This is a genomic window from Jeotgalibacillus haloalkalitolerans, assembly GCF_034427455.1.
GTDB classification, from domain to species: domain Bacteria; phylum Bacillota; class Bacilli; order Bacillales; family Jeotgalibacillaceae; genus Jeotgalibacillus; species Jeotgalibacillus haloalkalitolerans.
The window spans coordinates 350240-365330 of record NZ_JAXQNN010000001.1 but is presented as its reverse complement, the minus strand read 5'-3'; the positions used below and the strand labels follow the sequence as shown (position 1 = coordinate 365330).

The 15091-nt window shown below is 43.2% G+C and carries 11 protein-coding genes; 4 read left to right on the top strand and 7 right to left on the bottom strand.

Features of this window, described 5'->3' with window-relative positions; translation table 11 throughout:
* The first annotated feature begins 94 nt into the window (after positions 1-94).
* Positions 95-1036: an L-lactate dehydrogenase gene (locus UFB30_RS01775; RefSeq protein ID WP_322419955.1), complete on the top strand. Its 942-nt coding sequence runs from the start codon at positions 95-97 to the stop codon at positions 1034-1036.
* Positions 1037-1251: 215 nt separating this feature from the next.
* On the opposite strand, the gene UFB30_RS01770 is transcribed toward UFB30_RS01775, so the two are convergent.
* Positions 1252-2970 carry an ABC transporter ATP-binding protein gene (locus tag UFB30_RS01770; protein WP_322419954.1) on the bottom strand — a complete coding sequence of 573 codons (1719 nt, stop codon included), beginning with the start codon at positions 2968-2970 and terminating at the stop codon, positions 1252-1254.
* A 306-nt stretch (positions 2971-3276) separates the two neighbouring features.
* Between UFB30_RS01770 and UFB30_RS01765 the strand changes: the two genes are divergently transcribed.
* Positions 3277-4734, top strand: coding sequence for an alpha-amylase (locus tag UFB30_RS01765; protein WP_322419953.1), 1458 nt, complete (start codon positions 3277-3279; stop codon positions 4732-4734).
* Positions 4735-5063: 329 nt separating this feature from the next.
* On the opposite strand, the gene UFB30_RS01760 is transcribed toward UFB30_RS01765, so the two are convergent.
* Positions 5064-6434, bottom strand: a complete 1371-nt coding sequence (locus UFB30_RS01760; RefSeq protein ID WP_322419952.1) for an aspartate kinase — start codon at positions 6432-6434, stop codon at positions 5064-5066.
* A gap of 434 nt (positions 6435-6868) precedes the next feature.
* On the opposite strand from UFB30_RS01760, the gene UFB30_RS01755 reads away from it, so the two are divergent.
* Complete coding sequence (locus UFB30_RS01755) at positions 6869-7660, top strand: NAD-dependent epimerase/dehydratase family protein (protein ID WP_322419951.1); 792 nt, start codon at positions 6869-6871, stop codon at positions 7658-7660.
* Between the two features lie 45 nt (positions 7661-7705).
* On the opposite strand, the gene UFB30_RS01750 is transcribed toward UFB30_RS01755, so the two are convergent.
* The 3 genes from UFB30_RS01750 to UFB30_RS01740 form a co-directional block, all read right to left on the bottom strand.
* Positions 7706-8905, bottom strand: a complete 1200-nt coding sequence (locus tag UFB30_RS01750) for a hypothetical protein (RefSeq protein WP_322419950.1) — start codon at positions 8903-8905, stop codon at positions 7706-7708.
* Between the two features lie 19 nt (positions 8906-8924).
* Positions 8925-9155: an excisionase family DNA-binding protein gene (locus UFB30_RS01745; RefSeq protein WP_322419949.1), complete on the bottom strand. Its 231-nt coding sequence runs from the start codon at positions 9153-9155 to the stop codon at positions 8925-8927.
* Positions 9156-9368: 213 nt separating this feature from the next.
* The gene (locus UFB30_RS01740; RefSeq protein WP_322419948.1) at positions 9369-10634 is read right to left on the bottom strand and encodes a helix-turn-helix domain-containing protein; all 1266 of its coding nucleotides are present in this window, start codon (positions 10632-10634) and stop codon (positions 9369-9371) included.
* Positions 10635-10751: 117 nt separating this feature from the next.
* On the opposite strand from UFB30_RS01740, the gene UFB30_RS01735 reads away from it, so the two are divergent.
* The gene (locus UFB30_RS01735) at positions 10752-12053 is read left to right on the top strand and encodes an MFS transporter (RefSeq protein ID WP_322419947.1); all 1302 of its coding nucleotides are present in this window, start codon (positions 10752-10754) and stop codon (positions 12051-12053) included.
* 52 nt (positions 12054-12105) lie between these two features.
* Here the strand turns inward: UFB30_RS01735 and UFB30_RS01730 are convergent, their stop codons facing one another.
* Together UFB30_RS01730 and UFB30_RS01725 are read right to left on the bottom strand one after the other, a co-directional pair.
* A complete protein-coding gene (locus UFB30_RS01730; RefSeq protein WP_322419946.1) occupies positions 12106-13317 on the bottom strand; it encodes an NAD(P)/FAD-dependent oxidoreductase in 1212 nt (403 codons plus the stop codon).
* 84 nt (positions 13318-13401) lie between these two features.
* On the bottom strand, positions 13402-15045 hold the full coding sequence (locus UFB30_RS01725; RefSeq protein WP_322419945.1) for a sensor domain-containing protein: 1644 nt from the start codon (positions 15043-15045) through the stop codon (positions 13402-13404).
* Between the last annotated feature and the right edge of the window lie 46 nt (positions 15046-15091).

Genomic DNA, 15091 nt, shown 5'->3' with positions numbered 1-15091 from the left:
TTTTTATTTATATTGTGAAAATATTCACAATATCTGTTTAATCGTTTATAATAAAAGCAGAACATCATTCTATTTGAAAAGGTGTGTTGTGAAAATGGTAAAAGGTAATCGCGTAGCATTAATTGGAACTGGTTTTGTCGGCTCAAGTTATGCATTCGGACTGCTGAATCAGGGTGTCGCTGATGAGCTGATTATGATTGACCTGAATGAAGAAAAAGCAAAGGGTGACGTACTCGATTTAAACCACGGAAAAGTCTTTGCACAGCAATCATTAAATATTTCATTTGGCACATATGAAGACTGTAAAGACGTTGATCTCGTCGTCATTTGCGCGGGGGCAAACCAGAAGCCCGGTGAAACAAGACTTCAGCTTGTTGAAAAGAACCTGAAAATCTTCCATTCTATCGTCACACAGGTTGTAGACAGCGGCTTTGACGGGATCTTCCTTGTCGCAACCAACCCTGTAGACGTTTTAACGTATGCAGTATGGAAGTACAGCGGCTTTCCAAAAGAGCGCGTGATTGGCTCCGGTACCATTTTAGATACAGCACGATTCCGTTATCTGCTCGGCGAATATTTCCAGGTCGCACCGCAAAACGTCCACGGTTACATCATCGGTGAACACGGCGACAGCGAGCTGCCTGTCTATAGCTCAGTCGATGTCGGTGGTGTTGCAGTGCTTGATATGATCAAAAAGCATCCTGAATATACGCAGGAAGGTCTCGATGACATTTTCGTAAATGTGCGCGATGCCGCCTATCAGATCATTAATAGTAAAGGCGCTACTTATTACGGGATTGCAATGGGGCTTGTGCGGATTACAAGAGCGATTCTACACAATGAAAACAGCATTTTGACGGTTTCTGCACTGATGGAAGGTGAATATGGCGAGGATGATGTATATATCGGTGTTCCTGCTGTGATTAACCGGAATGGCGTGCGGGAAGTAATTGAGCTGAATTTGAGCGATAAGGAAAAAGAGCAGTTTGCTCATAGTGCAGATGTGCTTAGAGGGATTTTGAAGCCTCATTTTTGATTGAAAAAGCAGCTGTTGCGGTGGCAACAGCTGCTTTTTAGATGGAGTCGTTTCGCGGCAGAGTGACGGATTAGGTCTTATTACACTTTTCTAAGAACCACTCTGTTTTTTCTACGAAGATTGATTATTTTATAAGAACCATGCACGTTTTTCTACGAACACTACCTGCGTTTCTAAGAACATACGCCATTTTTTCACGAACCAACCGTCCCCCATCACACCTGCTCATACTGAACCCGGTGCAGATTCGCAAATATCCCATCCTGCTCAAGCAGTTCGGCATGCGTGCCGTCTTCTGCAATCCCCTCTTCTGTTACCACAACAACGCGGTCCGCTTTCCTGATCGTCGCAAGTCTGTGAGCGATTACTAGCGTTGTACGCCCTTTTGCAAGCTCTTCAATTGCGCCTTGAATCATCGCCTCTGTCTCAGTATCCAGCGCTGAAGTTGCTTCATCAAGAATCAGAATAGAAGGATCTTTCAGGAACATTCTTGCAATGGCAATCCGCTGCTTCTGACCGCCTGAGAGCTTTAATCCGCGCTCACCGATCTGTGTGTTATAGCCAAGCGGAAGTCCATCCACGACTGACTGCAGGTTCGCTTTCCTTGCAGCTTCCTGAATTTCTTCCTCTGTTGCATCAAGCTTTCCGTATGCAATGTTTTCACGGAGCGTTCCCGTGAAAAGGAAGACGTCCTGCTGCACAATCCCAATCTGACTTCTGAGCGATTCCTTCGTCATGTCACAGATATCGATCCCATCAATTCTGATGGCACCTTCGTTTACATCATAAAACCTTGGAATCAGAGAGCAGATCGTTGTCTTCCCCGCTCCGGATGGACCGACAAATGCAACAGTTTCTCCGCGGTTCAACTTCAATGAAATGTCATTCAGCACCTTTTTCTGATCATCATAGCTGAAGGACACGTGATCAAATTCAATTTCCCCTTCTAAATGATCGACCTCTTTTGCATCCGGGCGGTTTGTAATGACAGGAGCCTGGTCAAGCAGATCTGTAAAGCGTTTGAAACCTGCCATTCCTTTTGGATACATCTCTAGCAGTGCGCTGATTTTATCAATCGGCTTAAAGAGCACATTGATATATAAAACAAATGCGACAAGCTCCCCATAAGACAGCTCGTTATTGAGACTCAGGTATGCCCCAAATACAAGCACAACGAGTACAATCAGACGCGTCATGATATACATACCCGACAGACTGAACGCCATCACTTTGTATGCGCCGACTTTAGACTGACGGTAATGACGGTTATCTGTTGTAAAACGCTTAATCTCATGCTGTTCATTTGTAAATGACTGAACAACGCGCGCCCCTGACACGCTATCTTCAACACGGGCATTCACTTCAGCAATATTGCTGTACATCATTTTCCACGCCGTATTCATTTTGATATTTGCATACGTAATGAGCCAGATCAGAAACGGCACAACAATAATCGCGATCAGCGCAAGCTTCACGTTGATCGTCAGCATAATCCAGAACGCGCCGATAAATGTCATCACCGCAATAAATAAATCCTCGGGACCGTGGTGCGCCATTTCCCCGATATCAAACAGGTCGTTTGTGATCCGGCTCATAATATGACCGGTCTTCGTATTGTCAAAAAATGAAAACGACTGCCGCTGTACATGCTCAAACAGCTCCTGGCGCATATCTGTCTCAATATTAATCCCGAGTTTATGACCCCAATAGTTTACAACGTACTGAAGAGAGGTACTTGAGAGATAGAGAAACAGGAGCAAAAAGCTGACCCAGGTAATCGCCTGCCAGTTCCCTTCAGGAAGCAGCGAGTCAATAAACCATGACACCGCAAGCGGAAAGCCGAGCTCCAGAATCCCTACGATTACGGCGCAGCTGAAATCAGCCAAAAACAGCTTTTTATGTGGCTTATAGTAAGAAAAGAATCTTTTTAACATCATTCGTACTCCCTTGTGAAATATGTAACTATTATTTTACAGCAACCAAAAAATAGTGCCACCACTATTTTCGATTAACGAAACAAAATAGATTCAAAATTGTCTGATTACTTAACTTGCACTATAATCATTTTATTAATATTTAAATGTGCATAAATTCACTATCTTATAATGCACAGCGTTGATTGGAGCGTAAGGGGGCGACTCCTGCGCCCGGCCACGGAAAGCGTCCGCCTGAAGCGGAGATCAACCGCCAATGATTTACGACTAAACAATTGAATTATTTTATTCAGAGGAGGAATTCACGTGGAAAGAAATCACACAATGCTTCAATTCTTCGAGTGGCACGTCGCTGCAGACGGTGACCACTGGAAAAGACTAAGGGATGCTGCACCTGAACTGAAAGCCAGCGGAATTGACGCAGTCTGGATTCCTCCTGTTACAAAAGGCGAATCACCTGATGATAACGGCTATGGCGTATATGACCTGTACGACCTGGGAGAGTTCGATCAAAAAGGCGACGTCAGAACGAAATACGGTACGAAAGACGAACTTCACGAAGCCATTCAGGCCTGCCATGATAATGGTATTCAGGTCTACGTGGATGTCGTGATGAACCATAAAGCCGGAGCGGATGAAAAAGAAACATTTCAGGTCATTGAAGTAGACGCTGAGAACCGTCTTGAAGAAATCTCTGAACCATTTGAGATTGAAGGCTGGACAAAGTTTACTTTTCCTGGACGAGATGGTAAATACTCTGATTTCCAGTGGAACTTCGACCATTTTAACGGGACAGACTTTGATGCCCGTGAAGAAAGAACAGGCTTTTTCAAGATTGTCGGTGAGGGAAAAGACTGGAATGATCAGGTGGATGATGAGTTTGGAAATTATGATTATCTGATGTTTGCAAACATTGATTACAACCATCCTGAAGTCCGTGATGAAATGGTTAACTGGGGGAAATGGATGTCAGATATGCTTGATGCTGACGGTTATCGCCTTGATGCCATTAAACATATCAGTCATGAATTTATTGATGAATTTATCAGACAGGTGAAAGAACATCGCGATGGCAACTTCTATATGGTCGGTGAATATTGGAACGAAGATATCGAGGCTTGCGGAAACTTCCTGGAAGAAACCGATTATCAGCTTGATTTATTTGATGTTCAGTTACACTACAAGCTTCACCGCATTTCAGAAGCAGGCCGTGAAGCTGATCTATCTACACTCTTTGAAGGAACGCTTGTGGGCGAATACCCGATGAATGCTGTGACATTTGTTGATAACCATGATTCCCAGCCTGGCGAGTCTCTTGAGTCGTGGGTGCAGGACTGGTTCAAGCAAAGTGCGTATGCACTCGTTCTGCTTCGTGCAGATGGTTACCCTTGTGTATTCTACGGGGATTATTTCGGGATTGATGGAGAGAATCCGATTGAGGATAAACGTGAAGCAATTGATCCGCTTATTTACGCGCGCTATCATCGTGCCTACGGTGAGCAGGACGACTATTTTGATCATCCTGCAACAATCGGCTGGGTCAGGCGCGGCGTAGAGGAAATTGAAGGATCCGGCTGTGCAGTCGTTGTGACAGTTGGTGATGAAGGTGAAAAAAGAATGTTTGTCGGTGAACATCGTGCTGGTGAAGAGTGGACGGATTATACGAACTCGATTGATGAGCCTGTGGTAATTGATGATGAGGGATATGGTACGTTCCCTGTTCAGGCGGGCAGTGTATCGGTATGGGCTTTGCCGGCTGAATAATAGATAAAAAATGACCGGAGACAGTGGATGTCTCCGGTTTTTATTTAGTGTGTCTATTTTGAAACGTGACACGGGTTGAAAATGGGATATAGTTTTTTAATCAATTTGGTGAAAAAAGCGTCAATTGTTCAAAGGATTCCCTCAATCCTGAAATGATCCCTTCAATATGAGAAGTAATTCCTTCATTTCACTTTATATCGTCTTTTATCCTTCAATTCAGGCCGTTATTCCCTCAACGTAAGATTATTCCCATCAGCGGCCAACACTTTTCCATCAGCCGCTCTCCATCTTTTTCACCAGTCATTCACAAAAGTCCAGACTCTACAACATTACGCCTCATGCCCAACCTCAGCCGGAAAGTAAATATGATAGAGACTCCGTACCGCCTTTTCAACGTCTGCCACATTCACTCCAAACATCATGCTAACCTCGCTTGATCCCTGGTTAATCATCTTGATATTTGCACCAGCTTCAGCGAGTGCCTGCGTGGCTTTTGAGGCGATTCCGATTGTCTGGTTCATGCCTTCCCCTACAACCATAATCATGGCAAGATCACGCTCGACATACAGGTCCTCCACATGCAGCTCTTCACGAATCCGGTTTAATACGCGGGCCTCCTGACCGTTGTATAGCTGGTGAGAGCGCAAAATCACAGACATGTTATCAATTCCTGATGGCGTATGTTCATACGATACACCCTCATCCTCTAAAATAGCGAGCAGCTTACGGCCGAATCCGAGCTCTCTGTTCATCAGATATTTGGTCATGTTGATACTGCAGAAGCCTTCATCGCTTGCGATTCCGATTACCGGTTGTCCGTCAAGTTCACGGCTTGCGACGATTCTTGTACCTTTTGCTTCAGGACGGTTTGTATTTTTTACGCAAACCGGAATCTTTTTATGCACAACCGGCTGCAAGGCTTCGTCATGGAACACGGAGAAGCCTGAATATGCAAGCTCCCGCATTTCACGATAAGTCAGCTCTTTCAGCTCGCGCGGCTGGTCAACCATTTTTGGGCTGACACAGTAAATAGAGTCTACATCAGTGAAGTTTTCATATTCGGTTGCATCAAGGCCTGCTGCGATGATTGAACCTGTGATGTCAGAGCCGCCACGAGGGAACGTGACGATATTCCCTTCATATGAGTATCCAAAGAATCCCGGTATGACAAGAATACCTTCAACATCTCTCAGTTTGGCAATCTCAGGATATGACTCCGGCAGAATTTGTGCATTGCCCGGTTCATCCGTTACGATCATACCTGCTCTTTTAGGCGAAATATAAGTCGCTTTTCTGCCCAGTGACTTTAGGTAAGCTGACATCACTTTGGCATTCAGGTCTTCCCCGCTCGCCTTTAACCCATCAAGCAGACGATCCTTGGACTGTCTGTACATTGAAATGACTTCATGAAGATGCCCTTCCACTTCTGTCATTAATGAAGAATCAAGCTCCAGTTCATCAATAATGTCCTGGTACCTTTTTAAAACTGCCTGGAAAGCAGCTTCATCAAAGTCCCGCTCTCCTACACTCTCAGCGAGACGGATTAATAGGTCGGTTGTTTTTGTATCTCCTTCATGCCGTTTGCCAGGTGCTGAGACAATCACTGCTTTACGCTCAGGATCTGCTGCTAAGATAGAGGCGACTTTTTTGTACTGAGTGGCACTTGCGACTGAACTGCCGCCAAATTTTACTACTTTCATGAAGGCAAAACTCCTTTGTTTTAGCTTTGTTAAATTGGCTGATGATCTCCGCTCCAGGGGAACGCTTTCCGCGGCCGGGCGGTGAGCCCGCAGGCTTCGCCTAGACCTCACACGTCCCTTACTGCGAGCCGCCCCCTTCCGCTCCTATCATCAGCTGTGCACATACAATAATGGCTTTAACAGAATTTCTGGTTAATGTTCTGTAACAGGATCTGTATTAACAAAACACATTTGTCCTTTTCATAAAAACACTTGTATTTTCTAGAAAGATTTTAATGACAAGTATACAAGGTTCACATCACTGTGTCACCCTTATTTGCTGAATATTTAAATTGATAACGCTTACAAATAAGTTTTTTTGAAAATCCGGGTTGTATTGTTTAAAAAAGGGAAAGGTACAAGCATGACTTGATACAGAAAGGCAGTGAGATAAAATGGGGAAAGTGTTATTAACAGGCGCTTCAGGCGGACTTGGAACGGTTTTGGCCCATGCGCTGAAAGATGATTTTGAACTGGTCCTGACAAACCGCTCGACTTCTGATGAGCTTCCAAAAGAACTGCCATTTATAGAGGCAGATCTAAATGATTACGAGGCAATCGAGGGTATTTTCAGAGAGCATGATATAGAAACGGTCCTGCACTTTGGAGGCTTACCTGTTGAGAATGAATTTGAAGAGATTTTGGATGCGAATATCCGGGGCACGTATCACATTTACGAAGCAGCCCGGCAGCACGGTGTCAAAAGGATCGTCTATGCGAGCAGTATTCACGCAGTCGGCTTTCTGCCTGCACAAGATGCACCTTATGATACAACAACGGAAACACGTCCCGACACATTTTACGGCTTAAGCAAGGTCTATAATGAGGACCTTGGAAAGCTTTATCATGATAAGTTCGGGATGGAGGTTGTAAACCTGCGGATCTGCGGATGCGTGGAAAAACCGGATTCAAGAGAGCATCTGATGATCTGGCTCAGCTATGCAGACCTTACCCAGCTTGTCCGTAAGTCTATTACCGCTGAAATCAATGAAGTCGTAACGATCTACGGCATTTCAAATAACAAGCAGAGCTTTTTCACAGTAGATGCTGATAATCCGCTTGGCTACGCACCGGTTGACGATGCAAATGAATATCTGGATGAAGTTCCTGATTCATTCGGTCATCCGGATGATTATAAATATGTAGGCGGACATGCTTTTGTGAAGAAGGATGCTGCTGAAGACTGAAATGAAAGCTGCAGGATCAGATCTGATCCTGCAGCTTTTCTAATTTTAATTCGCTAACATAAGCCTGAGTTTTTTCCCATCTTCAATTATACTTCCCCGGAAATCTCCTATCCCAGGTATATTTACAGACCCTTTATTGATCAACGGTTTCTCTGTCAGATTCAGCTGCAGTTTATCCGCCTGCAAGACTGACTGCGAATAATGAGTCAGTGCAGGCTGATTAATCAGATACTCCCGCTCCTGTATCTGCATGGTCACAAAATACTGATGCAGCAGCTGATGATCGACATTCACCATATTCATCGGATCAAAAAATACCGCTCTCATGGGTCCTTCGATTGTCAGCTGATAGCCGTCAAAATCTGAAAAGGACTGGATGGTTTTCATTCTTGACTCCTGGACAAGCTGATAGATCCTGGCAGCTTCCCCCATTAACTTATGATCACACTGTGTTCCGGCATTTTCACACATACCTGCTTTTTCTTTAATACAGTCATACAGTGTACACTCTTCATAAAAGTATTTCTGCTTCCAGGCCGGGTAAAGGTCATCAAGTAATAAACATAGCGCTAATCCGGAGCTGTAGCAGCTTTTTCGCAGATGCAGTTCTGCTTCTTCATGATGAAGCAGTTTTTCCTTATAACAGTTCTCAGCATCGGACTGCTGATGAAGTGATGCATACGCCTTCATTTCCGCATACCATGCAGGACCTTCAATTGTTTCAATCAGGTTTTCATAGTTCAGTGATTCCCCAAGAAGTTCTCTTCTCTTTTCTCTTAAAGAAACAAAACGCTTTAACTGATTATATTTCTCCTCATGTGCAGAGGCTTCAACTGCTGCACGTAAAACCGTTCTCTCTTCAAGCCTGAGACTGATGTTTTCTTCGAGAAGCGGATATTGTACACCCAGTAATTCATCCGGAAATCTCTTTTCATCCATCAGCGTCTGGTAGCCATGAAATAGCTCATGCACTAATACTGCATAATTTCCTTCAAAAGAACCCGGCTTTTCAACATTAACGATTGCAGTTGGCACATCCTCAAACAAAATCAGCGTGTTGCCAACAAACCGCTTATCCCACTCAAAAACCAGCGGCTCATCCTTCGCCTCACAAATTGGATGATTGAATAAATACACATATTCATGATTATAAAGCGCATAAGCGGTTAACTGAAAACCAGGCCAAATCTGATTCAGATCAGCTGATTCAAGCTTTTCCTTCAGCTTTCTGGTAAAAGTTATCATCTGGGCACCTCCATTTCTCTCAGTCTTCATCTTTCACATCAGGACTTTCAGGAATCGGCTCATTTTTCCACTCTTCTATGAGTTCCTTTACCTTCTCCACCTGCTTTAAATGCTGGTTGAATTGTTCTTTATTAATAAGATATTGCTGTCCATCGTGAACAGCTCTGATTTTATTTTCATAAATTAACTGTAAAATCAACTGTTCGGACATATCCAGATAAGCTGCTAATTCTTTTGTTGTAAGATACATTCTATACACCCTTCATATGTCACGTATATTTCTATCAACTACATAGGTAATTATACACCCAAACCCTTTAAATATCATCTTTTAAATTTCTACCCTATATGACATTCACATGACAAATTCACTATTTTCCCACAAATTTAAAGCAGAGGCGCACTGTATATTTCGCAACAGCACCCTCTGCCTGTATTCCCGCTATATTTAATCATAATCTTCTTATGATCTGTTATCCAAATTTGCTTTCGTTTTTTCCCATGTTTCCTGAATAAAATGATGGTATGGCGTTTCCGGCAGACCAGCTACTTTCGCTTTTGCTTTCTCTGCGTGAATCAGTGCTTTTTCAGGTTCACCTTTTTCAATCAGGCACAGCGCCATATAGGCATCTGCGGTAGCCAGCATGGATATGTCGAATGGGTGATGAGCGAAGGTTGGGAATTCGAACTGCTTTAATTCTTCATATGCCTGATCAATATTCCCAAGACCATAGTTTGCACTCCCACGCTCCAAATAAATAAAGCCGCTTTCTTCCATCTCTCCAAATACTTCATTTTGTCTGATATCATCGAGCATCTGAAGCGCCTTTTCATGCTGCTTTAAATAAATGTTTTCATGATGAATTTCCATGAACATCGTGCTGGTAATACCATCGTATCGCTCAGTGAACTCTGCGAACTGTCGTGATTTTTTCAACGCATAACGCCTTTTCTCCTCATCGCCTTTTAATAACGAATAAAATGAAATAAGACGATAAACGTCATCCATTAAGTAATAAATGTTTTTACGCTTTGAAAACGAAATAATACTATCAAGAATTTCTGCTGCTTCCTCATATCTTCCTACCGCAAATAACAGTACGGCTTCTAAGTGATCTGATTCAATCTGCACAAGCGGATCCGCCAGCAACTCTTTTTTGTAGTAAGCTTCTTTGTAAATTAAAAGCTGCTCAAGGGCTTCCTTGTATTCATGCTGAATAAATTTATTCAAAACTATTCTCATTTGCGCTTTATAAACGCTGTGGTTCAAAGACAAATATTCGTAGCATTCAATCGCCTGGCTGATATGATTCAATCCACTCTCACTTTTTTCATCATTTAAATCAATTCGTCCTGCGATTTCATGAAAACGTCCAGTCTCATATGTGCTTGGCAGCTCTTGATCAAGAATTTGTTCCAGGCTTTTTCTGACCTCCCGCTGAAGCTGTTCATATTCTTTCAAGGTTTTGGCCTGATACACTTCCTGCATCATTTCTTCTATTTCAACCAGCTTCTTCTTCATCTCTTCACTCGACTCTTCCGCCAGCAGCACCTGGACATTCACCCCAAGCTGCTTTGCAATATGCTGAAGACTCTCCATCGAAGGATTTGACCGGCCGTTCTCTATCAGACTCAGCATCCCTTTAGACATCGCATCTCCTGCCACATCTACAAGGGTCATTTTCTTTTCTTTACGTAATTTCCGTATGCGTTCACCCAGACTGCTCATGCTGTTCACCCTCTAAAATCTTTTTGTTTAATTATATTAAACTTTTCTGTTGATTACAAAGAAAATGCATGTTATGATTTGTTTAATTAAATTAAACTTTTGAAAAGAGGGGTTTATATGACTGACCAGCAGCGTTTGCAAAAAGCCACCCGTAATTTGTTTTTCTTCACTGGTGGCGAGTTCATCGGCACAATTGGTGCTCATATTTACATGTTTGGAATCAGCTTTTTCGTTTTAACGCTAACCGGTTCTGCTTCCAGCTTTGCTCTTACATTTTTATGTTCAATGGTACCGAGGATCATTCTTGCTCCAATTGCTGGACATATTGTTGATCGCCTCCCACGGAAACAGGTCGTTGTAACCTCTCATGCCCTAATGACTGCAACGATGCTACTGGTCTTTATCTATACACTTTCATTCGGTTTAAGCCTGCCGGTCATTTACATCACAGCTGTACTCATAGCTATTTTCGCAACTTTTGCAGGAATCGGACTGACTGCTTCTGTTGCAAGCTTTGTGGATGGTGCAAGGATTCAGCGTGCGATTTCATTAACACAGTCCTCTAACTCACTCGCAAGTATTTTAGGACCGGTTCTTGGTGGCGTCATGTACGGATTTTTATCCATTGAAATGTTTTTCTTAATTCATGCGATCGCCTATGCCACTGCACTCATTTGTGAAATCAATATTAATTTTTCGCTCTATAAAAAGGAATCTACTTCTCAAGATGAAGAGGGTCAAAAGGACGAACCATTGCTCGCCAGCCTGAAAGCAGGTGCCGTATATGTAAAAGGACACCGTGTCCTTCTGCCAATCATGCTTGTTGCGCTTTGGGTTAATTTCTTTTTCATGGCTGCTGTTGTCGGGCTTCCTTACGTTATTATTGAAGTACTTGGCGCAACCTCCAACCAGCTCGGTTTAGTAGAATCAATGATTGGACTCGGGACGCTTGCCCTGTCAGTATATCTTTCTACACGCAAAGAGTTTCAAAAGCCGATCCGTACGATGCGGTTTGGTATGATCAGTATAGGATTTCTATTTGCACTGTTAGCACTTCCTCTTCTGATTCCAATGGGTTCTCCAGCATTTATCGCTTATTATATGGCTGTGAATTTCCTATTCGGAGCTGCCATGATTATTATTAACACGCCAATCCAGGTATTGATGCAAAAGACCACACCTGAGCATTACCGTGGAAGAGTCTTCGGGCTGCTTGAAATGGTGGCATCAGGTATCTCACCAATCGGTCTGATCCTATTCGGATTTTTGTATGACATTGCCTCCCCGGCGCTGATTATTCTGATTACAGCAGGGCTTCTAATCGCTGTGACAGTTATGGGCTTGCGACCTTCAAAAGTCGATGATGAAGCTGCTGAAGAAGTTGCAGAGGAAAAGGCAGTGAAAATTGCTGAGGCTTAATTTAAGGATTTCAACCATTGAAAAAAGCCGGGAGCTCCCGGCTTTTTTACTTTCAATCTCTTCCCGGATCTACAATCGCCGCTTCATTCGGATTGTGCTCGTCATGAAACATCTCGCATAGCAGCTTCGCGCCGAGCTTACTGTACACCGTTCCATTACCGCCAAATCCAAGACAGTAGTAAATCCCTTCATGCTTAGGATCTTTCCCGATAAACGGAAGGCCATCCTCTGATTCACCAAAGGCTGCTGACCACACGTATTCAGCGTTGATGTCGAGTTCAGGAAAATGCTCCTTAATTCGATTAATCAGCCTTTCACCCCGATCACGCAGCTTTTCATCACTTACATCAGCATCCATTTTATCTTCATCCAGTCCGCCGGCGATTATCCTGCCGTCTTCAGTCGTTCTCATATAAAAGTACGGGCGTTTTGTCTCCCAGATCAACGCACGGTAAATCCAGGATTCAAGATTCTCAACCGGATTTGTCGTAATCGCATACGTCCGGTTCAGTTCACCTCCAAATCTGTCTGCAAGCGACTTCGCCTCATAGCCGGTACAGTAAATCACACGTTCAGCTGTTATTGTCCCCTCAGCAGTCTGCAGAATATGCTTTCCTTCCTGATCTGTATGAAGATTTTCAAGGGATGTATGCTCATAGATCTGAACCCCGCGTGTATGTGCACTTTCAAATAAAGAACGGATCAGGCGAAACGGATTCACTTCTGCATCCCCGTGTGTCATAAGTGCTGCCGGTTTTCTGAATCCGTAGATCTCTTCAATTTTATCTGCATCAAAGTATTCCACTTCAAATCCATGCTCGGATAAAGCTGCGTATTCTTTTTTCAGCTTTTCAACGTCTGATTCGTCAGATGCATAATAAAGGCTTGGTCTTCTGACAAAATCCACTTTCCCCGGTAAAGTTCCGGCCACCTTTTGCAGTTCCTCAACTGCATCCAGACACATTTTATAAAATGTCACAGCTTTTTCTTCACCAATTTCTTCGATGAATTCATGAAGCATTTTATCATTAGAGTATTGGAGCAATCCGGTATTTGCTGATGAACTGCCTTCCCCTACGCTTCCTTTATCCACTACAGAAACCTTCAATTGTGTATGAGACAGCTCTTCAGCACAAAGCGCACCGGCCATTCCTCCACCCACAATCAGCACATCACAATGCTGGTCTCCTTTCAATGCCGGAAATGACACATCTCTCTCAGCTGTTTCCGGCCAGTATAATTTCCCATTATGTAATTCTGTCATTTTGGCACTCCCTCTCTGTCTATTATTTATACCCTGACCTGCAGCCGTGCAAAACCGCGAAAAAAAATAAGCACGAATATGTGCTTATTTTCCATACAGCATGAACATGTTTTTACCGTTATCCTTGGCACTATATAATGCTTCATCCGCCTGCTTAATCAGCTCACGTTTATTTTTACCATGCTTCGGATAAATAGAAATCCCCATACTCGAGGTCACATCCAGCTGCTGTCCTGCGATTCTGTAAGGGCTACTGAGTGCATTCAGTACTTCCCCGGCTTTATTGACTGCATCTGCCTCATCTGAAATATCCGGCAGCAATACTAAAAACTCATCTCCCCCAAGCCTTGCTACGAGCTGATCGGCAGTCATTTCGCTCCGGATACGGTTTGCAAATAATTTAAGCAAATCATCTCCCGCATCATGTCCAAAAGAATCATTAATTTCCTTAAAATGATCCATATCAATATAAAGCAGGGCAAATTGCTGCTGGTTTTCTCTTGATGCAGCAATCGTTTCATCAATTTTTTCTGTGATGTGACGACGATTCGGCAGTCCAGTAAGGCTGTCAGTAAACGCCATTCTTTTCAACGCTCTCTCGGCTCTATTACGCTGCGTCATATCCTGCCCAACCTCATAGATCCCAATCGTTTCACCATTTACTCTGATCGGAAGCGTTTTTACCTTCAGCTCCACTTTTTTTCCTGACTTATGAAAAAGTTCTGCTGTATATTCCACTGTCGCTCCCTCAAGCGTTCTCTTTACGGCTTCTTCATATTGAATCGTCTGGGAATCCGTATGGTTTGCTAAAAGGTGGCTGTCCATCTGTAAAATTTCTTCTTTTGAATACCCAAGTATATCTGTTACAGCTCCATTCACATGTTCAACACGGCCATTTTTATCAATTGCCCAGATTATATCCGGATTCGCGTCAAACAAAGATCTGAACCTTTCTTCACGCTCTTTTACCTGTCTTTCAACCTCTTTCAGATGTGTAATATCTTTATACATGACAATTGCATAGGATCTGTGGTTCAGCTTAACCGGGCGATAGGATGCCAGTACTTCTATGATTCTTCCATCCTTACATACCCGCTGCCTCTCCATATTTTCAAATGCTTGTCCGCCAAATAATTTTGATAAAAAAGCTTCATGCTTTTCCTGATTGTGACCTTTGAAAAAAGGTGGAATTAACACACCCTGGACTTCAGCCTGCTGATAACCAAGCATATCTTCAAACGCCCGGTTCACTCTGTAAATCGACCCGTCTTCATTCATGAAAAAAATGGCGTCCGAGGCATGATCCCATACGAGACCGAGCTCAGCAGATGTTTTAGCGAGATTCTCTTCAAGAGATTTCCGGTCTGTGACATCTCTTGTAATAGATAAGACATGCGTGACTTCATTATGTTCATTTACAATCGGATTAAGCGTGGTTTCTCCGATCCAGCCACCTTCCCCTACCAATTCAAAATGCGTATGCAGCTTCGTCTTAATGACTTCCATATACTTTTCTCTTATATAATCAGCACGTTCAGGTGCATATATATCTTCAAATCGTCTTCCCAGAATGGTTTCATCCAGACCAAGAATCTTTTTACCCTGTTCATTAATAAATTCATATATAAATTCAGGACCCGGCAGTACTTCAAGGATTAATACAATGTCAGATATCCTGTCCATCATTGTGATAAATGGATGTATGCTGTTTTCATATTTCTGTTTCATTCCTCTAACCTCCGTCCATCCGACATAGTACTTTTATCATACCACC

Coding starts and splice junctions, on each gene's coding strand:
- UFB30_RS01775 (WP_322419955.1), top strand. CDS start 95: ATGGTAAAAGGTAATCGCGTAGCATTAATTGGAACTGGTTTTGTCGGC.
- UFB30_RS01770 (WP_322419954.1), bottom strand. CDS start 2,970: ATGTTAAAAAGATTCTTTTCTTACTATAAGCCACATAAAAAGCTGTTT.
- UFB30_RS01760 (WP_322419952.1), bottom strand. CDS start 6,434: ATGAAAGTAGTAAAATTTGGCGGCAGTTCAGTCGCAAGTGCCACTCAG.
- UFB30_RS01755 (WP_322419951.1), top strand. CDS start 6,869: ATGGGGAAAGTGTTATTAACAGGCGCTTCAGGCGGACTTGGAACGGTT.
- UFB30_RS01750 (WP_322419950.1), bottom strand. CDS start 8,905: ATGATAACTTTTACCAGAAAGCTGAAGGAAAAGCTTGAATCAGCTGAT.
- UFB30_RS01745 (WP_322419949.1), bottom strand. CDS start 9,155: ATGTATCTTACAACAAAAGAATTAGCAGCTTATCTGGATATGTCCGAA.
- UFB30_RS01740 (WP_322419948.1), bottom strand. CDS start 10,634: ATGAGCAGTCTGGGTGAACGCATACGGAAATTACGTAAAGAAAAGAAA.
- UFB30_RS01735 (WP_322419947.1), top strand. CDS start 10,752: ATGACTGACCAGCAGCGTTTGCAAAAAGCCACCCGTAATTTGTTTTTC.
- UFB30_RS01730 (WP_322419946.1), bottom strand. CDS start 13,317: ATGACAGAATTACATAATGGGAAATTATACTGGCCGGAAACAGCTGAG.
- UFB30_RS01725 (WP_322419945.1), bottom strand. CDS start 15,045: ATGAAACAGAAATATGAAAACAGCATACATCCATTTATCACAATGATG.